General features: G+C 36.8%; 13 protein-coding genes and 4 tRNA genes. 7 read left to right on the forward strand and 10 right to left on the reverse strand.

The window, feature by feature from the left end:
• Positions 1-240: 240 nt before the first annotated feature.
• The 6 genes from E0946_RS00360 to E0946_RS00385 all read right to left on the reverse strand — a co-directional run bounded on the left by E0946_RS00360 (position 241) and on the right by E0946_RS00385 (position 1,980).
• Positions 241-588, reverse strand: a complete 348-nt coding sequence (locus tag E0946_RS00360) for a flagellar hook assembly protein FlgD (RefSeq protein WP_133200487.1) — start codon at positions 586-588, stop codon at positions 241-243.
• Positions 589-633: 45 nt separating this feature from the next.
• On the reverse strand, positions 634-1,578 hold the full coding sequence (locus E0946_RS00365) for an ROK family protein (protein WP_133200488.1): 945 nt from the start codon (positions 1,576-1,578) through the stop codon (positions 634-636).
• Positions 1,579-1,587: 9 nt separating this feature from the next.
• A tRNA-His gene (locus E0946_RS00370) sits at positions 1,588-1,663 on the reverse strand.
• Between the two features lie 30 nt (positions 1,664-1,693).
• Positions 1,694-1,770 (reverse strand) — tRNA-Arg (locus tag E0946_RS00375).
• Between the two features lie 6 nt (positions 1,771-1,776).
• Positions 1,777-1,853 (reverse strand) — tRNA-Met (locus tag E0946_RS00380).
• 51 nt (positions 1,854-1,904) lie between these two features.
• Positions 1,905-1,980, reverse strand: a tRNA-Met gene (locus E0946_RS00385).
• Positions 1,981-3,386: 1,406 nt separating this feature from the next.
• Here E0946_RS00385 and E0946_RS00395 point away from each other — a divergent pair.
• From E0946_RS00395 to E0946_RS00420, 6 genes are all read left to right on the forward strand, one after another.
• A complete protein-coding gene (locus tag E0946_RS00395; protein ID WP_133200489.1) occupies positions 3,387-5,876 on the forward strand; it encodes a M20/M25/M40 family metallo-hydrolase in 2,490 nt (829 codons plus the stop codon).
• An 821-nt stretch (positions 5,877-6,697) separates the two neighbouring features.
• Complete coding sequence (locus tag E0946_RS00400; protein ID WP_133200490.1) at positions 6,698-8,953, forward strand: DNA internalization-related competence protein ComEC/Rec2; 2,256 nt, start codon at positions 6,698-6,700, stop codon at positions 8,951-8,953.
• Between the two features lie 59 nt (positions 8,954-9,012).
• Positions 9,013-10,614: a lysine 5,6-aminomutase reactivase ATPase KamC gene (gene kamC / locus E0946_RS00405; protein ID WP_133200491.1), complete on the forward strand. Its 1,602-nt coding sequence runs from the start codon at positions 9,013-9,015 to the stop codon at positions 10,612-10,614.
• Positions 10,611-11,402 (forward strand): threonine/serine exporter family protein, encoded by a 792-nt coding sequence (locus E0946_RS00410; RefSeq protein ID WP_133200492.1) that lies wholly within the window; start codon positions 10,611-10,613, stop codon positions 11,400-11,402. Before kamC ends, E0946_RS00410 begins: the two co-directional genes overlap by 4 nt.
• A gap of 2 nt (positions 11,403-11,404) precedes the next feature.
• Positions 11,405-11,857: a threonine/serine exporter family protein gene (locus E0946_RS00415; RefSeq protein ID WP_133200493.1), complete on the forward strand. Its 453-nt coding sequence runs from the start codon at positions 11,405-11,407 to the stop codon at positions 11,855-11,857.
• A gap of 10 nt (positions 11,858-11,867) precedes the next feature.
• Positions 11,868-12,674, forward strand: coding sequence for a phosphohydrolase (locus E0946_RS00420; RefSeq protein ID WP_133200494.1), 807 nt, complete (start codon positions 11,868-11,870; stop codon positions 12,672-12,674).
• 66 nt (positions 12,675-12,740) lie between these two features.
• On the opposite strand, the gene clpB is transcribed toward E0946_RS00420, so the two are convergent.
• From clpB to speD, 3 genes are all read right to left on the reverse strand, one after another.
• Complete coding sequence (gene clpB, locus E0946_RS00425) at positions 12,741-15,302, reverse strand: ATP-dependent chaperone ClpB (protein WP_133200495.1); 2,562 nt, start codon at positions 15,300-15,302, stop codon at positions 12,741-12,743.
• A gap of 166 nt (positions 15,303-15,468) precedes the next feature.
• A complete protein-coding gene (speE, locus tag E0946_RS00430) occupies positions 15,469-16,320 on the reverse strand; it encodes a polyamine aminopropyltransferase (RefSeq protein ID WP_133200496.1) in 852 nt (283 codons plus the stop codon).
• Positions 16,321-16,326: 6 nt separating this feature from the next.
• Positions 16,327-16,710, reverse strand: a complete 384-nt coding sequence (speD, locus tag E0946_RS00435) for an adenosylmethionine decarboxylase (protein ID WP_133200497.1) — start codon at positions 16,708-16,710, stop codon at positions 16,327-16,329.
• Positions 16,711-17,320: 610 nt separating this feature from the next.
• Here speD and E0946_RS00440 point away from each other — a divergent pair.
• Positions 17,321-18,688 (forward strand): radical SAM/SPASM domain-containing protein, encoded by a 1,368-nt coding sequence (locus E0946_RS00440; protein ID WP_133200498.1) that lies wholly within the window; start codon positions 17,321-17,323, stop codon positions 18,686-18,688.
• Positions 18,689-18,734: 46 nt separating this feature from the next.
• Here E0946_RS00440 and E0946_RS00445 read toward each other — a convergent pair whose 3' ends face one another.
• Positions 18,735-21,260 (reverse strand): DEAD/DEAH box helicase, encoded by a 2,526-nt coding sequence (locus E0946_RS00445; RefSeq protein WP_133200499.1) that lies wholly within the window; start codon positions 21,258-21,260, stop codon positions 18,735-18,737.
• Between the last annotated feature and the right edge of the window lie 7 nt (positions 21,261-21,267).

A 21,267-nucleotide genomic window follows, 5' to 3' on the forward strand; every position in this document is an offset into this window, starting at 1 on the left:
CCATCAAGGGAATTTGTTCTTAAATTAAAAAAACAATTTCCCATCTGAATATTATAAAATTAGAACTCTCAAAATCTGTCAAGAAATAACTTATCTAAAAGAGGTGTACAATATTCTAACCTATTGATTTATAGATAATAATACAATTAAAAAGATAATGCAGAACTAAGTTAGTTGCAAAAAAATTAAAGCTTACGCTTTTGGATTATTGGGTAAGTAAATTTCTCTATTTCTATTTCGTTACCTGAGTATCATTGTCTTCTTTATAGAAGTAAATCTCTGGTTATAACGAACTACTAAATAATATTCACCAGAGGGTGTGTAAGAGCCATCATCCCCAATTCTATCCCAACCAATACGAAGATAATTTTTTATCATACCACTATAAAGTGTTTTAATCACCTTACCACTGCCAGTTTCAATACTTATTTGAACCTCAACGGGACTACTAAAACTTACGGTTATATTGGTAAAATTATCCATAGGATTGGGATCAATCACTATTTCTGTATAATCTTTCATCTCTTTTGCTGACAACATAGTCAGCATTAAAAGACCCATTGCTATGACAAATAATATCTTTTTCATTTTTTCACTCTCCTCTAATATTCACAAATATAATATATGCATATTTCATTCCGAAACAAATTTATTAATAGATTCTGCCAGAATGATAGCACCCAAGACACCTGCTTTATTTCCTGCCAAAGCTTTTTCAATTTTGGTATGTTCAGCATTTATCGCGGGCATAAAATCTATAATTTGTTTCTGAAGTTTTTTCCAATCATATAGAGAACCTTCCATTGCACCTCCTCCTATGACAATAATTTCGGGGTCGAGAAGCACAATAAGGTTGGTAATACCCTGTGCCAGAATATATAATCCTTCCTCTAAAATTTGCTTAGCCTTAGAGTCTATTGCTGATAGGTAGAGCAAATCTTTAACATTTAAGGAAGATTCTGTTTTGGAGAAAGGTATTTCCAGTAGACTTATTCTTCTTTTCAGACCGTCCACAGAGGAATATGCTTCAACACAACCTTTTCTACCACAAGAACATAATTCTCCACCAGGTATTATACATATATGTCCCAGTTCCATGGCATAACCATGAGAACCGTGAAATATTCTATCTTTTTGAACAAATCCACATCCAATACCACTTCCAATAGTTATTCCTACAATATCACATTTAAAATCCCTGAGCCAAGCTTCAGCAAAACACATCAAATTAGCGTCATTATCCCAATAAACGGGAATCTTTATATTTTCAGGAATTAGATTCTCTATATTTAAATTTACCAGAAAAGGTAGATTAGGATTTACTCCAACTATTTGATGAATATTCTGGTCTATTGTTCCTGGAGTCCCAATACCAATAGCTTTGATTTTTTGCCAGATAGGATTATCAGAAGCAAAATTTAGAATCTCGGAGATAATATTTTTCAAGAATGGAAGGGTTTTGGTGCTGAGTTCTTTTTTATTGAAATACTGTAAACCTACTTTACTATTCCCCCATCCATATTTGACACTGGATGCGCCAATATCTATTCCTAAGAAGTATTTATCTGATGTTGACATACTAAAGAATGGGGTGGGTGATGGGGATCGAACCCACAACGCCCGGAACCACAATCCGGTGCTCTGCCAGTTGAACTACACCCACCGTAAAGATAATTTTAAGTATCTATTAAGATGGCACGCCAGAAGGGATTCGAACCCCCGACCCGCAGCTTAGAAGGCTGCTGCTCTATCCTGCTGAGCTACTGGCGCATTTTTTGGTAGCGGTGCAGGGATTTGAACCCCGGACCTGCGGATTATGATTCCGACGCTCTAACCAGCTGAGCTACACCGCCCGATTATATGTTAAAGAGAAAAAACCCGGTAATTATACCGGTGTTAAAAAATGGTAGCGAGGGAAGGATTCGAACCTTCGACCTTCGGGTTATGAGCCCGACGAGCTACCAGCTGCTCTACCTCGCGTCTAAAATATCAAAAAATTTCAATCTAAGATTTCTGTCAAGTTTTTTGACAAATTCCTCTCTATTCTCTTCTTTTATTTATATGCGTTCTCACTTATTTTTTCAAATTGTATCAAATATTTTTCAAATCGGCGTTTTTGCTGGTCAGCGATATCACGATTTTTTCAATCGTATTTCGTATTGCATTGTATGACTTGCGATTATGATAGGTGCTCATTCAATCTGATTGTTTATTGAGACATATATCTTTCTTATCATATTGAGCGGAAAGTATCTGACCACCTTTGCAAGGGGTGGAGAGTAGCACCCATAAATTAAAAGTCGGGTAACTGAGAAAGAGATCAAGATGACTACCCAAAACAAGAATCGCTAAAGCCAAGTAACGCTGGAGGAGATAGTGAAATCTGGCAGCCAACTTATTCTGCAACATGACGAGGGGATGGAGCAACCAGTAGAAGTATTAACCAAGCAATCAGGCACATTTAAGTTAGGGACAACAATGAAGGTAATCGAGATGACCAAGAGTGGCTTTGATAAAGAGCCTACCAAGCCCGATCCCTATGCTGGTGAATACCACTACAAAAGCTGGTGGAATCAGTTCCGAGAGCCTTGATTGCAGTCAGAGAAGATGACCGAAGATGAGATCAAAACCAGAGTCGATGATGCCTGGGAATATTGAGACTACAAGGAGATGATCAGATTGTTGGAAGAGTTGATCTGCAGGATCGAAAAGAAGCGATAATCAACATCTATCCAGTTCATTAACCCGTTTCTGCTGAGTTTTATCTTTGGCTGGGTTCTATTTGGCGAGGGCAAGAAGCTTGTAGAAAGGATTAGTTGTGGTATAGACCTGACTGATCCTGATCATAATAGTGACTCTGTTCACATTGAGTTTAACAACGGTTATATAGAGGAAAACATCGCACTCGTTGGTCAGGATGATGTGAAGCAGCTCCTGATACTCTTTATCCAGAAGAAAGATGAAAGATATTCAAACTTGACTTGGAGACACCCAAATCCGATTATGGTCATAGCCTACAGACCCTACATAGAATGCCCTCTGATATGATATGTGGTATGCTGACAGTGTTTCCCAAGTTTTATTATTGATATGCAGAACCCATTTGAAGTTTTCAGTGATATAAGTTTGAAATTTTCGGTGATACGATTTGAAGTTCACTGATACATTACAATAGATTTAGTTAGGGAAAGTATGTTTAACTATATTTTAATTGACAAATAAGTTTTAGAATATCTAAATAACTCTATGAAGAAAAATAGTTACGGCAAATGGATAAACTGGCTAAAAAACCATATTATTCCGGTGTATGACACTTTCCTAACGAGAAGAATAAATCAAATAAAAAGAGGACTTTTTTCGGGTAAATATACTGTATAGGAGAAACAATGAAAAAGACTTGCTTTTTACTGGCTTTCATTTTAGCAATCTGTTTCCTGTTCGCTCAGTTGTCGGACCCGCAGTCAGATATTTTAGATTTAATTTCCTTGGTGAATGCTGATACTTTAAGAGCTTATGTTCAACACCTGCAGGATTATCAAACCCGTTATGCTCTGGCAGATAATCATTTAGAGGTTGCAAATTGGTTGAAAGGTCAATTTGAAAGTTATGGTTTTACCAATACTTGGATGCAGGAATATCAGCATAATAATACTACTCAATATAATGTTATTGCCACTATTCCTGGATATTTATATCCGGATCTTTATATCATAGTAGGAGGACATTATGATTCATATTCTGCCAATTCCGATTTTTATGTCTTTGCTCCCGGTGCAGATGATAATGCCAGTGGCACGGCAGGTGTATTAGAAATTGCCAGGGTGATGATGGCGATAGGATATCAGCCAAAATTTTCCATTCGTTTTATCGCTTTTAGTGCTGAAGAAGGTAATGGTTGGGGTTCTGAAGCGTATTGCAATTACGCCATCAATGCGAATCAGGAAATAAGAGTGATGCTCAATCTGGATATGATAGCGAATAATTTGCAGACCAGCCAAGAGTTTCGGGTTATGCCTTATCAAGGTTCTGAAGAATATAGTTATGAAACAATAAGAATCGCCCAACAATATAGTTCTTATCAACCGGTTTTGGGAGAGACGGATATGGGTTCCGATAGCGGTATCTTTTCAAAAAACGGCTTTAATGCCGTATTTTTCTTTGAACGCTATCTCAATCCCTATCTCCATAGCAGTGATGATTTGATTGATTATCTGGATTTTCAGTATGCCAGTGAAATAGTTCGGGCAGCTACTGCTGCTACTGTTATATTTGCTAATCAGCCCTTTCCGGTGAATAATATTCAAGTTTATAATCCCGGAACAGGAAACTCTTTACTGGCGATATGGGATAGTTCTTCCGATCCGGAAGTAACTAAATATGCAGTGTATTATGGAACAGAAATCGATTCAATGACTTTTTGGCAATATATAAATGAAAACCAATGTATTATTAGCGGACTTGAGGAAGGGCAATCTTATTACATAGCTGTTTGTAATGTAAATGATGACGGCTTAACAAGTATCCGTAAATATGGAAGCGGCACACCTTTTTCGGTTCCTGCAGCGCCAAATTTAATTGCCGATTTTCCAGATAGACATTCTATAACTATTACTTGGCAACCCAATTCGGAATTGGATATAGCAAGCTATAGTATCTATCGTTCTCTGGGTTCAAACACAACGGAAACAATGATTGCTACTGTTCCTGTCCCTGATACTTCTTATACCGATACGGATGTAAAAAGTAATGAGGAATATTATTACTATCGCCTTACTGCCAATGATTCGGAGGGAAATCAAAGTCCCTTCTCTTCACCTTTGGCAAGTAGAATGGTTTCCTTGGATAGAGGTATTTATGTGATAGACGAGAGCAAGAATTTCAGCGGGACAACTCCTTTTCAACCGACTGATGAGGCAGTAGATAATTTTTACAATGATCTTTTAAAGAATTATGAAAAGGTCTCCCTATTGGACCTGGAAGAACAAACCGGAACCCTGAAATTGGCAGATATCGGTATCTATTCATCTATTTTGTGGCATGGCAATGATATTGGCGATAATACCTATCCTTACGAAATTCGTGATATTCTAGGGGAATATATTCGGTTGGGAGGAAATATATTTTTCACTGTCTATTATCCGAGTAAGGCATTTGAATTGATTGCGGGATATCCGGCATCCTTTTCTGAAGACAGTTTTATCAATGAGGTTTTGGGCATCGGAGGAGTAAATTACAATGTGCAGAGCCGTTTTAAATATGCAATTCCTAACAATGAAAATTATCCTGCTCTCCAAGTTGACAGTTTAAAAACCATATCCTCCTGGCATAGTCATATCTTTGGCGTGGAGGGAATGGAACCGGTAAATCCGGAAGAGAGTATTTATCTGTATGGTTCCGATTATAGCCCAGAAAGCAACCAGGGCACCTTAAACGGAAAAAGTGTAGGTATTCATCGCTACTATGGAGAAGGTCAGGTATTATGTTTAAGTTTCCCTCTCTACAATATGCAGGCGTCATCTGCCCAAGATTTGATTGATTATGTCTTTACTAACCTTTTTCAGGAATCGACCAAACCTGATATTCCAATACCACCAGTAACAGGACTTAGATTATTGCCAAATTATCCTAATCCCTTTGTAAATGAAACAACTTTCACTGTGATAAATGCCGATCCAGAAAAGTTAATGAATATTAAAATCTACAACCTTAAAGGACAGGTAGTTCAAACTATTTTTAATGGATATCCTCTTCAGGATATGCAATTTACTTGGAATGGCAAAGATACTACAGAAAGAAACACAAGCTCTGGAATTTACTTCGTGAAAGTATCCTCAGGTAAAGAGAAAGTAATTGCTAAAATAATCAAAATAAAATAATTACCCTCACCAACAACCACCAATTACATTTCTTAAACTTTTCCCTAAAGTTTCTTTAGTCCCGTTAAGGAAGTGTTAGAGGATCTCCTAAGAGATCTATGCGTTCTCACTGTGGTGTCCTAAATAAGTTGACACAAAATACATTAAAGGAGTTATAGAAATGAAGACAAAATTTGATAGAATCGTGATACTTCCAAAAAAGTCCAAAAACCACTGTGATACAGTCTAAAGCCAGTCCTATCTAAATCTGCACCCTATAAACCATTAAGACCTCTGTGACACATGATATCAATTTGAAAATTTGGGTGAGAACTTATAATTAACTCTATTCTTTATATTCCACTGCAAATTATTTAATTACTCCCTCTAAATAAATAATAAATGTCCAGGTTATGTAGAGTTTATGTCCAGCTTATGTCCAACTCATGTCCAGCTCATGTCCGAAAGTGGACATAAGTTACCTATAAGGTAGATTTTAATTAGCTAATAAAAGTGAGGATGTAGTAAGTCTTTAGTAATAATATATTTAGTGTACTATCAAAATAGATATAATAATATATATTTTCAAATATGATTGTTAAGACATAATGAGGCAATTTTCCTAATTGGATTTATAATGCAGATCGCAAATTTTATTGACAGATTATAATAAGAAATAAAATTAAATTAAAATTATCAAACTTTAGGAAAGAGAAAGAACATCTATGAGGATAAGTAAATGTTTTATTTCTTTAACATACAGAGAGATAACTTTTTAGGTGCAGTTCTGAAATGGATTTTTTGATAGGTTATTTTACAATTGTTTTTGGGATTAAATAGAAATGCTTCAGCATGAAAAACCTGCACCTCTATTACTTCCTGTTATTTTGTGGTGTGTAGGTATTGCTTTATCCCGGGCAATAGCTATTCCCTTTATCTGGCAAGCAATTATAGCTCTGGTAATTTTTATCCTGGCTATTTTTTTAAAATCTGCGCGTATATATCTGATACTTGGAATTTGTCTGCTTTTAGGTGGAATGCGATGGACAATTGCTCAGCAACCTTCTGTTTTAGAAGAAGTATTTAAAACCAGGTCTCATATCCAGCAAGATTCAAGATTTTTAGTTACCAATTTAATATCATCCAAAACTAATCTCTATAAGATAAGATTAGATGAAGTTGCTGGAATTAGGATAAGGGAAAAGCTACTTTTATGCAGCGATTATAAATTAACCCCAGGACAGGAATATTCAGCATTATTGGAAATCATTCCAGCACAAAGTGATGATGTTTTAGATATGTATCCCTCTCTTCCTCGTGCTTATATCAGGCAAAGTTTAAAATTGGAAAAAACAACTAAGTCTATATTCCCTATAGCATTATGGCGGACAAAATTGCTTGCTAACCTGGAAAATAAATTGGGAGATGAAGCTGAGTTCGCTAAAGCATTACTTTTTTCGGATACTTCTGCTAAAGGTAAATACCGGGATGATTTAACCAGAAGTGGAATGATTCATTTGATAGTAGTTAGTGGATTGCATATCTGGTTTATTTATGCAGTATGTATGATATTTTTGCGTGCTTTCTTTCCACCAAAAATTGCGGAAACTGTCTTTCTCATTTTGATAATCTTTTACGCTGCATTAAATTACTGGGCACCACCAGTTTTACGTTCTATTTTGATGATAGGCTTGATGATAATTGCACGCTGGAGAAATATTCCTCTTGGTGGTGCACAACTTCTGGCATTAAGTTTGTTAATAATTACTGCTATAAATCCTGAACAATTATTTGATATAGGATTACAGCTTTCTTTTCTTTGTGTGGGTGTGATAATACTTGGTCTACCGCACATTGAATGGATAAAAGAAAAGGATTTACCAGCAGCGAATATACGCAATAAAATGAATGGATTCTTTAATTTATTGCTAATGAATCTGGTTGTTGGTCTGTCGGTAATGCCTTTAACTCTTTATTATTTTGGCACTGCTTCGCTAAATGGTATAATTGGTAATATATTAGGAATTCCTCTTTCTGGAGTTATTTTAATATTAAGTTTTCTTATTCTAATGATTCCGGCAGGAAATATACTTTCTGCTTCCCTGATTAATTCCTATCGTTTTTTCCTTTATATCTTTAATCGGTGGACTGAGTTTGTTGCCAGTATGCCTTTCTATCTGCAAAATCGCTGGATTACAGGATTACAATTAGCTGGATGTATACTTTTAGTTATTGGTGGACTTTCTATGCTCAAAAAACTGGAAATACGCTGGCAAAAACTTGTTATCTGTTTATTTGGTATAGCATTAATCATTATTCCTCAATTACATCATTCAGCAGATAGAGGTATCTATATTTTCAATTGTGGCACTGGAGATTGTATCTTAGTCTCTCTGAATGAAGGACAAAAGATTATGATTGATACGGGACCACACTACAGAACTTCAGATCAAAGCTGGGCTTCACAAAAGTTGCTACCCTGGCTGAATCATAAAAATATAAAAGAGATAGATTGGCTCATTTTAACTCATTTGGATTCTGACCATTCTGGTGGTTTTCCTGATATAGTAAGTAGTTTAAAAGTAAAGAATATTGCTGTAACCGATGAAACTATGTCAGATGAACGATGGAAAGAATGGGAAAAATCTGTTCTTTTGAATAAGGCTACCATTCATTGCATTGAAGATACCATCAGTTACAGAATTGGAGAGGCAAAACTGAAGTTTTTACATCCTGCTAAATACTATTATCCTGCCACTTCCAATAGTTCTTCCCTGATAGTAAGATTGGATTACCAGGGTAAGCGATATCTTTTTACTGGAGATGCTGATATCAATGCAGAATATTATATGTTGGAACATTATCCAGAAGAACTTAAGGCTGACTATTTAAAAGCGGCACACCATGGGAGCAAAAGTTCCAGCAGTAGAGAATTTATCAGAGCTGTTCTTCCCGAAGAAGTTTGGATTTCTGTTAGTCGTAGAAATCAATGGAATTTCCCTCATCCAGAACCGATGCACAATTTCCAGCTTTATGCCCAGAGAATTCTTAGCACTGCTGATGGGACTATCTATCATCCATTTACACAAAAAGATTGACAGCTGAGTGAAATCAAAACATAAAGTAATTTAATAACTTAGAGAGGAGATTGAATTTTATGCTTACTCAGATGGAAGAAGTTTTGGGTGTCCCTCAGATACTGGATATGATTGAAGCGGAAGGTGAATTTCTTAAATCAGTTAAGAAGGATAATTTAACCGGATATTCTGAAGATTTATACGATAACTATTACTTACCCATACATTATAAATATTTAGAACAAACTATGGAACAGCTCGCTGCAGATAAATCAAAATTGAAGACCTTGCTGGAACTCTTGGCGGCTATTCCTAATTTAGAGTTTCCCATACATAAAAATATTAAAATTTTAACCGTCCATCAATTATATGAAATAAAAGAATATGTTTATTACTATAATCAATTATACTATTTTTTGGAAAAGCAAAAGTGGCTGGATCTCTTTGATAATTTAAAGGATCTTACCGAATTTTTTGAGATACTTGACCCTGAAGGATTTGGGTTACCTATATTTGTTATTTCCTCTGCTTATTCTGATGAAATAGGGGATATTTTAAATAAGCAATTGAAATTGTTGCAAGAACTAAAAGAATCTTATAATCAGCTTCTGGAAAGAGCCAAAAAGGAATTGCAAATTCCCTATCTTAAAGATAGTTTTACCGTTTCGCGAAGTGAAACGGAATTGGCTGACCGCATAATTCACTCTCCCTATTTTGTTCTAACTGCTGAAAATGTAGCAAATTATAGTTTTGCTTTAGCGGATGATGAACATTGTCTGGAACTTAAAAAGAAAATAAGTAATCTCCAGGAAAAATTAGAAGCAGAAGAACGCTATGTATTACAAGAGCTGACTGATATTTACAGGGAATGGGAAAGCGATATCTTTTTAAGCTGGTTATCTTTAAGAAGGGGTGCATGGAAAATTCTGTTGAGCAACTTTGCTTTTAAGTATAACTGTTGTATACCAGTTGTTTGGCGGAAGAAAGCAATTATAATTAAGAAAGCAATTAATCTTCCTCTAAAACAACATCTGGAAAGTATGGGCAGAAAATATCAACCTATAGATTATGAATTTAGCGGTTCTGTCTCTCTTCTAACTGGTCCTAATATGGGAGGGAAAACTACTGTTTTAAAAACCATAGGTCAGTTTTGCACTTTGCTTCACTATGGTATTCCTCTTCCCTGCGAATCTGCAGAATTACCCATATTTAAGCACATCTGGTATAATCAATCAGAGACAGATAATAACGCTGATTTAAGTAGTTTTGGAAGGGAAGTGGTATCTTTCACTCAGGCTATACAGCAGTCTGGGACAAATCTCTTTCTTTTAGATGAATTTGCTCGTGGTACTAATCCTACTGAAGGTGAGCTTTTGGTCTCTGCAGTATTGCAATATCTTGCCACTACAAAAAATATGAGTATCGCCGCAACGCATTTTACCGCACCAACAATGCTTCCCAAGGTTACTCAATATAGTATAGCAGGATTGGATTTGGATAAAATTAAAGCTCAAAATCCTAAGGATGCAAACGAGAGACTAAAAATTCTTAATGAAGCTATGGATTACAGCATTAAGCGTTTGAAAAAGAATGAAGCTCCACCTCTAAATGCCATAAATGTAGCAAGAATCCTTGGAATGCCGGAAGAAGTTTTAAAATATACTGAGATTAAAGAAAAATGAATCGCATAACCAGCACGGAAGCTTTAGAAATTAGTATGGAAATAGGCAGGATTTTGCTGCAGAATGGTTCTACGGCTAATAGAGTGGAACTTATGATGTGCAAAGTCTGCAGTATTTTTGGATATCCTGAAACCGAAGCCTATGTTACACCAACAGGGATTTTTCTTACCGTTTCAGATGGTAAAGAAATTTTTACTACCAGTATAAAAAGAATAGAAAACAGACAAACAGATCTGGGGAAAATAACCAAAATTAGTCATCTGGTATACGATATGGAAAGGCAATACTGTAAAGAAGGAGTTTGCTACTGGAATGCGGATAAATTTAGGGAAGAACTAAAACACATAGAAAATGAAAAAACTTGGCCTGACTGGTTTAAAATTCTTTGTGGAGGTTTAACCAGTGGATGTTTCTGCTTATTATTTGGAGGTAGTTGGCTTGAATTTGCCGTTGCTTATGCTGTTGGCGTGCTGGTAAGTTTATCATTAAAACTTCTGGGGAATTTAAAACTAAATAACTTTCTCCTCCATATTCTGGGAGCTGCTTTAATCGTAGTTTTTGCTAAAGTGCTGGATATATGGGTTCCCTATATAAAATTGGATAACATAATTATTGGTGGAATTATGCTCTTAGTCCCTGGATTAAGTTTTGTTAATGCCATTCGTGACACTATGAGCGGAGATTTGGTCTCTGGAACTGCAAGAGGTGTGGAAGCTATATTTTTAGCTATTGCTATTGCTGCAGGTAGTGGTATTATGCTAAAACTCTTTGAACTGTGGGGTATGTGAAAATGCGACCTTTTGATCATTTGACCTTAATGCAATTCTGTTGGGCGGCTCTTTCCATTCTCGGATTTTCCATAAGAGTAAATCTTAAGGGCTGGAAAATCCTGTTAATTGCAATAGGTGGAGGACTAACCTGGGCTTTTTATCTCATATTCCTCTATTTCAGCAAGTCATTACTTTTTTCAGTCTTTTGCTCTGTGTTTCTCGTTTGTACCTATTCAGAGATAATGGCAAGATTAAGTAAGATACCGGTCTCCGTGTTTGTCACCTGTGTCATTATTCCTCTTGTTCCTGGAAGCAATCTTTATTATGCAATGCAAGCCTATATAGCTGGAGATAGTGTAGTTGCTTCTCAAAATCTTTATAAAGTGCTATTAATTTCTGGGACTATTGCTTTAGCTATAGCAGTAGTTAGTAGCATAACCAATCTTATTTTTCGTATGAAAAACAGGTTTTAAGGTAAATTGTATGTATAAATCAGTTAAACAAACTAATCTGGAAACAAGAATATTGAAAATGTTAGAGGGTAAGCCATTACAAGCAGCGCAAATGCTTTTTAATGACCCTGAACTTCAGACTATGCAAGAATATGCCAATATTGTAGCTATCAGAAGATTGGGGTATAATGACCATGGACCGGTTCATATGCGTAAAGCCACTTTAAATGCTATTAAGATGTTCAAATTACTCAATGAAGCAGGCATCAAGATGAATCTGGAAAAGGAAGGAGTTGGAAAAGCAGAAGATTCTCTAACTGCTGTGCTTTTATCCTCTTTACTGCACGACCTTGGTATGTCTATTGCCCGAGATTCCCATGAAATTCTCTCCATTCAATTAGCTATTCCTTTTATAGACCGTATTTTAAATGAGATATACAATCCTGAAGAGCTGATGACCAAAACAGCTATCAAAGCAACCGCTATTGAGGGAATCTTTGGTCATATGGCAACAAAACATATCCATTCTCTGGAAGCAGGTCTGGTATTGATTGGTGATGGAAGTGATATGGAAAAAGGTAGGGCAAGGATTCCCGCTATGCTTTCCAGTGAACCCCGTGTGGGAGATATTCATCGCACTTCTGCCAGCGCTATTCAAAGAGTTCGGATTCATAAAGGGGAAGAAAAACCTATTGCTATTACGGTGGAAATGAATGCCTCGGTGGGTTTCTTTCAAGTAGAAGAGGTCTTTTTCCCCAAGATTAATAATAGTCCAGTCAAACCGTATATAGAACTTTATGCTGGTGTGATAGACCGTGAACTATTGAGATATTTATAATCTGGAATTTATATAAAAAGAAAAAGCCGCTCCCTAACTGTGGAAGCGGCTTTAACTCTATCAATTTTAGCTAACGACTACAGAACCATTCTGATAATCCAGCTTGATTTGAGGTCCAACCTGACCAGCAATTATAGCTTTTGCCATTAGGTCCTCAACCTCTTTTTGAATCAATCTTCTCAAAGGACGGGCACCATATTGAGGATCATATCCAGCAGTAGCCAGATAATCTACTAGGGCATCTGTCCAGCTAAGTTCTATACCTTTTTCTTTGATTCTTTCTGCCAATTGATTGAGCTGGATATTTACAATATCTCTTATATTCTCACGGCTAAGACGATGGAAGATAATAATATCATCCAGACGGTTCAAGAATTCAGGACGGAAATATTGTTGTAGAATACTCATCAAATGAGGTCGTAATGCTTCCAGGTCCTCTGCCTCGTAAATCTCTTGAGAAGCAATATTGGAAGTCATTATGATGATGGTATGACGGAAATCTACCGTTCTTCCTTTTCCATCAGTTAATCTTCCATCATCCAGAATCTGTAAAAGAATATTGAACACATCGGGATGAGCTTTTTCTATTTCATCAAATAGGATAACCGAATAAGGTCTTCGCCGTACTCCTTCGGTTAAATAACCTCCTTCTTCATAACCCACATAGCCAGGAGGAGCACCAATAAGACGTGAAACAGAGTGCTTTTCCATAAATTCACTCATATCCAGTCTTATCATAGCCTTTTCGGTATCAAAGAGGTAAGCTGCCAGAGCTTTTGCCAGCTCAGTCTTACCTACTCCTGTTGGTCCTAAGAACAGGAAGGAACCAATAGGACGATTGGTATCACTTAAACCACTTCTGGAACGACGAATAGCATTTGCCAGAGCAGTGATGCCTTCTTTTTGTCCAACTACTCGCTGAGAAAGGATTTCTTCCAGATGGAGCAGCTTTTCCATCTCACTTTGTATCAATTTGGACACCGGTATATTAGTCCACTTAGAGACAATTTCAGCGATGAGTTCCTCATCCACCTTTTCTTTGATTAAGGGCTCATAGTCACCAGAGGCATTCTCTCGTTGATTAATAAGCTCAGCTAATTCTTTTTCCTTTTCTTTAATGATGCCATAACGCAACTTTGCTGTGGTTTCGTAGTCACCTTCACGTTCTGCTTTATCTGCCTGTAATTTTAAGGATTCAATTTCTGCTCTCAAGGCACGAGTTCGTTCAAATAACTTTTTCTCATTTTCCCATCTCAGACGCAAGGTATTACGTTTTTCTGTGAGTTCTGCTATTTCTTCATTAATCTTTTCCAGACGCTGTTTTGAGAGCTTGTCTTCTTCTTTGGCGAGAGAATATTTTTCTATTTCCAGCTGACGAAGTTTACGCTCCACTTCATCCAATTCACTGGGCATAGAATCCATCTCCATACGCAGTTTGGCACAGGCTTCATCTATGAGGTCTATGGCTTTATCAGGGAGAAATCTATCGGAGATATAACGGTCGCTTAGAACTGCAGCAGCAACAAGTGCAGTATCGGTAATTTGTACTCCGTGATGAATCTCATATTTCTCCCTAATTCCGCGAAGAATAGAAATAGTATCTTCCACACTGGGTTCCTGAACCATCACAGGCTGGAAGCGTCTTTCCAGTGCTGGGTCTTTTTCTATATGTTTACGATATTCATCAATTGTAGTAGCACCTATACAATGTAAAGTCCCTCTTGCTAATGCAGGTTTGAGCATATTGGAAGCATCTACAGCTCCTTCTGCTGCACCAGCTCCTACTACGGTATGAATCTCGTCAATAAAGAGGATAATACGACCTTCAGACTTTTCTACTTCTGAAAGTACCGCTTTCAATCGCTCTTCAAACTCACCCCGAAACTTTGCTCCTGCTAAAAGAGCTGCCATATCCAATTCCAGAATCTCTTTATCTTTCAAGTTCTCTGGTACATCACCATTCACTATTCGTCTTGCCAATCCCTCTACAATAGCGGTCTTACCTACTCCAGGTTCTCCTATAAGGATAGGATTATTCTTTCTTCGGCGAGAAAGAATTTGAATGGTACGACGAATCTCCTCATCCCTTCCTATTACAGGATCTAACTTATCTTGACGAGCAAGTCGGGTGAGATTCCGAGCATATTTTTCTAATGCCTGATATTTTGCCTCAGGATTCTGGTCAGTGACACGCTGATTACCCCTTAATTCTTTTAAAGCTAAAAGTAGTTTATCTGGAGTTACTCCAGAATTTTGAAGTAATCTGGCTGCCTCTTTTCCTTTTTCTAATAAAGCTAAAAGAATATGCTCCAGACTGATGTAATCGTCCTGTAACTGGTCTGCTTCTCTTTCAGCTTGATGTAAGATGTCCAGAACTTCCTGAGAAAGATACATCTGACCACCACTTACCTTCGGTAATTTTTTTAAGGCATCTTCAACTTTTCTTTCCAAATCAGTAGTATTTACTTCCAGTTTCTGCAATACCGGAATCACCAAAGATTCCGTTTCTTTTAGCATTGCCGCAAGTAAATGTAAATCTTTTATCTCTTGATGCCCATTCTCTTCTGCTATCTGTTGCATTCCTTGAAGGGCATCCTGACTTTTTATAGTAAATCTTTGTGCGTTCATATTCATCTCCTTTTTAAGGACAAGATAAACGAAAAAAGAGAAAGAGCAAGAAATAATTAGCAGTCAAATAGGTAGACTGCTAATAATTCCTGCTTGCTTATAAGATATTTATTTTCTTTAAGTTATAAGAGGTTATCTTACCTTTATAAAACTATTCTATGTTATCTTAAGATGGTTCATGGAGAAGTTCATTAACAAAAGTAGGTAGTTTAAAAGCACCGTAATGTATATTTGGATTGTAGTATTTAGTTTTTAAATCAGCTTCTTTAATTTTATTTTCTATTTCTTTGGAAAGGGGATTATATTTTTTTGAAGCCAACTGGAAGAGCCAGAAACCTGCTTGATAGGTTTGAATGGCAGCTCCATAAGCTTTCACAACCGGAAATAATGATTTTAAATCTTGATTAACATAAGATATAAGTTCTGCCAATTCAGGAATCCAGGGACTTTCAGATTGGAGACATAAAATGCCATCCTCTTCCAGGATTTTATGGCAATCCTGGAAGAAAGATAGGCGGAAAAGACCTTCTGCAGGTCCAATCGGATCAGTAGAATCCACTAAAATAACATCAAACTTATCAGTGCAATTATGCACATACTTAATTCCATCGGTGAAGATAAGTTCCACTCTCGGGTCCTGAGTTGAGGAAACTAACTGAGGAAAATATTCTTGAGAAACTTGAGTGACCATCTCATCCAGTTCTACAATTACTACTTTTTCTACCGTTTTATGTTGTAAAACTCGGGTTAAGGTTCCGCAATCACCTCCACCGATAATAAGTATTTTTTGGGGATAGGAATGAGTGAACATTGTAGGATGAACGAGCATTTCGTGATAAGCAAATTCATCCTTTTCTGTCAGCATCAAATCATCATCCAATAAGAGCACTTTCCCATAAGCGGGAGTCTCTACCACTTCAATCTTTTGGTAAGGACTCTGGATACTTTTCAAGACCTCTGTTACCTCAAAAGTCAGAGCTTGATATTTACTGTGATAATCTATATGCCAGTAACTCATAATTATTCAATAAGGTTTATGCTTAATTGGTTCATTTCCGGTATCAAAAAGGCCCCTCCTCAATTCCATATTACTGGTATGCTTACTTTTAAAGCATTTTTGTAGGTGCTTAAAGAGGTCCCAAGGAGAAATAGTTTGACCGCAGGTAAAGATATCTACCGCAGCATATCCATATTCAGGCCAAGTATGAACAGCCACATGAGATTCAGCAATAACCACCACGCCACTGACACCATAGGGGCTAAATGAATGGAATGTATCACTTACTACGGTGGCTTTTCCTATCTCACAAGCTTCTAACATTGCTTTACGAATAGCTTCTTCATCACGCAGAATATTCTCATCGCATTCATAGAATTCTGCTAATATTTGTCTGCCTAATGCTTGCATTTTTCACCTCTGTAGTTTTTATTTTTTGAAGGTAAAAGGAAAATCCGAGGGCTTCGGATTTTGGGAAATATCCTTCATCGGAAACTTATCAGACGCTTAGCTGGAGTAAGTTTCCGACCACAGAGGTTTCAATGTTGCGCTAAAAACGGAAAGTTGTAGCAATACCTCCTTATCGTCCGTCCAGATGCTATCAAAACATCTGGCATAAAGAGCTTCCCGGCAATAGGCAATGCGCAAGAAACAATCTTTTTTCATGACGACTCCTTAGCGTTTTATTCTTAATACATAATAAACCTTTATCTTTTTTTGTCAATAAAAAAATGCTTCTATTTCGTTGAATTAAAATAAAGAAAGACGGCTTCCTCTTTCTATCTTTATTAGTGTAATAATTGAAAATGAGGAAAAGAAACTCTGCTTAGGATAAGCCTTTAATAGGTCAAGATGGCAGTGTAAGTTAATTATTTTGTTTGCATAATTCTTTTATAAAACTAAAATATAGGAAAGGAAACATTATAAAATAGAAGAAAAAAGCAAGCAGTTTAGCTGCTCTTTTAAAACCTAATTAGAACAAAATATTTTCTTATATATTAGATAAATAGAGGTTCTGATTATGAAGAATATGCGTCATATAGCGGTGGATCAATTAGTAAAATATTTGACCAGTGATCCCGTTAAAAAGATTTCTAAAATAGTATCTTTAGTCCAAAAACTTGATAGAAAGCACAAATACTCAGATGTGATGGACATTATAGCAGATACATTGATGGGTGAGAGTGATGTCTGGAAGAAATTTACGGAGGATTTATTTAGGGAGGTAGACACTAAAACTCTTCAAAAACTGGCAGAATGTTTCCTGGTTAATGTTGCTTTTATAGGTGGACCTAAACGAGATAAGATAAAAGAAAAGTATAATTGCAATGTTCCTCTGGCACTGTTAATAGACCCCACGAGTGCTTGTAATCTTAATTGTACCGGTTGCTGGGCAGCTCAATATGGGAAACAGCACAATCTTTCTTATGATATTTTGGATTCTCTTTGTCAGCAAGGAAGAGAACTGGGAATCTATTGGTTCCTTTTCTCAGGAGGAGAACCTCTTATTCGCAAAACGGATATCATTCGCTTATGTGAAAAGTATCAGGATTGTTATTTCTTTGCTTTTACTAATGGTACTTTAGTAGATGAACAGTTATGTGAAGATATCAGAAGAGTAGGTAATTTCACTCTTGCTTTTTCCATTGAAGGAAACGAAGCGAACACTGATATGAGAAGAGGTAAGGGATGTTATAAAAGAGTGGTAGAAGCTATGGATTTGATGAAGAAACATAAACTCTTCTTTGGCTATTCCACCTGTTACACTCATTATAATACTGAAAGTGTAGCTTCTGATGAGTTTGTAGATGAAATGATAGCTCGGGGTTGTCGTTTTGCCTGGAATTTTACCTATATTCCAATTGGTAAAGATGCCCAGTTAGACCTAATTGCCACTCCAGAACAGCGAGCTTATATGTATAAAAGAGTTCAAGAGATAAGAACGACTAAGCCGTTAATTGCTCTGGATTTCTGGAATGATGGAGAAACTGCTCATGGCTGTATTGCCGGAGGCAGAAGCTATCTTCATATCAATGCTGCTGGCGATGTTGAACCCTGTGCTTTTATTCATTATGCCAATGTTAATATCCATAATGTATCTCTTCTGGAAGCTTTACAAGCACCTCTTTTCCAGGAATATAAAAAACATCAACCTTTCAATTCCAATCCTTTAATTCCCTGTCCTCTTTTAGATAATCCCGAGATTTTGATAGAAATGGTGAATAATTCCAATGCTTATTCCACTCAATTGGATGGTCCGGAACCAGTGGAAGAGCTTTGTTCTAAGACCGTACTTGCAGCTCAAAGATGGGCTCCTGTAGCAGAAAAACTCTGGGAAGAGAGGCAACAAATAAAGAAAGAAAAAGAAGCTAAAGCAGCAAAAAGATAACATTAAACAAATTATCTTAATCTACCAGATTACCCAGTAAGAAAGTTTATCTATCTGGTAGATTTTTTATTAATTCCTGCAAAAGAGCAATAGAATATTCTTTTGCGCCAACCCCATTTTCTGCCACAGGTCCAACACAGGAAGGACAACCTTCTTTACAGGGACATTGAGACACCAAATCTAAGGCAGCTTCCAGAAGTTGGGTATGGAGGTCATAAAGTTTACGGGAAAGACCAATACCACCTGAAATATTATCGTAAATAAGTATAATCGGATTATTCTGAGTAAGAACTGACTTATCTTCACAAAATACATCCAGGTCCTGACGGTCGCACATCAAAAAGAAGGGTGCAAGATTCACTAAGAGATAGCCTGTAGCGGTAATTCCATTTTGTATCTGAACGGTTAATTCAGCTAAACGATGGCATTTTGGGCATAATGTTAATAAGTTAGAAGGGTTATTTGCCTCTTCTGGATTGTCAAATTTGCGAAAGGGAATGATATGATGAATGTGATGAGGAATGTCTTTTTCCAGTGCACCACAATGTTGACAGCGATAGCCATCTCTTTTTCTGATAGCTTTAGTTATCTCTTGCCAGTTTTTACCATAGTCATTTGGCTCTGAATTCCATAAGCCCTGTTCTTTTACTGCATCTACAATTTGCGGAGAAATTCCCATCCACCAGGCAATAGTTTCCAGTTTAGTCGGAGGTAAATCCAGTTCTACCCATTCTAAAACTTCCTGATTAAAGAATCTTAACTTTTTAAAGCCAGTAATGGTTGTGGTTACTGTCACCTGTCCAAAGTATTTATCTGAGCCTCCACAATTTTCCTTTTTTAAAAGATTTTTGCATTCTATAAAGGTTTGGCGTGTAGCCTGAGTAAAATAGTTTACTTGAACAGGTTTGACTTCTGCTTTATTATGCTCCAAATCAAGGTTAGTGACCTGCCAGGTGTCACCTTTATCCAGATAAATTGCTTGTGGATGAACCATCCACATTGCGCTGGCAGAATCAACTGTTCCAATAACTTCATTATTAGAGATTATCTCTACTTGGCTGGAAAGATTGCGAAGTGACACTTCTGCCGCGGGATAGGTTTCAGGAGCACAGATATAGCGATCATTAGCTTTTCTTATTTTTCCTTCTTGAAGTAAAACCTGAAGATAGGGGAAAATATGTTCACTGCCCAGACTTCCAAAACCTTCATTTTCCATCAAAGCAAGGTCCTGGATTGCGCATAGTAGCTGACTCTGTAGTATTTCAGAATGGTCAGGAGAGATAAGTGCATTTTCCGGATTGTTTTCAAAGAGATATTCTGGATGCTGACAGATATATTGGTCTAAAGGATTAGCTCCAGCAATCAAGATAGCAAGTGCGGTATTATTTTTTCTTCCTGCTCTTCCAGCTTGCTGACGAGTGGCAGCGATAGTTCCAGGATAGGTATTCATAAACACAGCATCCAAACCACCTATATCAATTCCCAGTTCTAAGGCATTAGTAGATATAACCAGTTTGATTTTCCCTTCCCTTAAATCTTTTTCTATTTCTCTTCTGTGTTCTGCTAAGTATCCACTTCTATAACTTCTTATCTTTTCTTTATAACTTTCATCTTTAATAAGGTAAAGATAGATTATCTCTACATTTCTTCTGGAACCACAAAAAAGGATAGCCTGCCCTTTATGCTGTAACCAATTTTTGGCTAATATAGTAGATTCCATTAAAGCGCTTCTTCTGATTCCTAAAGCATAATCTACTATAGGAGGATTTATAATGAAGAATAACCTTTTGCTATGAGGAGAAGAGTCTTTGTATACCAGATGAACAGGTTCTTCCAGTAAGGTTTCAGTTAGTTCTTTGGCATTAGCAACAGTGGCAGAAGTGCAAATAAATTGAGGAGAGCTTCCATAAAATTCGCAAATCCTTTTTAAACGACGGATTACATTAGCAAAATGCGAACCGAACACTCCCCTATAAATATGGACTTCATCCAGAACTATCCATTTCAAATTGGCAAAGAAATTACTCCAGAGTGAATGATTGGGTAAAATTGCCAGATGTAGCATATCGGGATTGGAAAAAATTAGATGGGATTTATTTCGGATATTTCTTCGCACCCCAACTTCAGTATCTCCATCGTATATTCCTGTGTAAATAGAAGGTATATGTGGGTTTTCTTTTAATAATCCCAGAATTAATTCCTGCATCTTTTGCTTCTGGTCTTGAGCTAAGGCTTTAGTTGGGAAAAGAAGCAAGGCTCTACTTTTAGGAGAAGTTAGCAAAGTTTGCAGGATAGGGAATTGATAACAGAGACTTTTACCACTGGCTACACCAGTAGTTACAACCATATTCTCACCCTTCAATGCTGTTTCAATAGCTTCTTTTTGATGAGCATAGAGCTTAGTTATCCCTCCTTTACTAAGCATTGAAAGTAAATAAGGATTGCTTTGCGAAGGAAAATCTGCCCAGATAGCATCTTTTGCTTCAAGTTCCTGCTGTGCAACTATCTGATTTCTGAATTTCTCATCGGTCAGTAGTGAGTAAATAAAAGCTTCTATATCAACAGAGAGCATTTTATCC

Source organism: Candidatus Syntrophosphaera thermopropionivorans, assembly GCF_004353895.1.
Classification (GTDB): domain Bacteria; phylum Cloacimonadota; class Cloacimonadia; order Cloacimonadales; family Cloacimonadaceae; genus Syntrophosphaera; species Syntrophosphaera thermopropionivorans.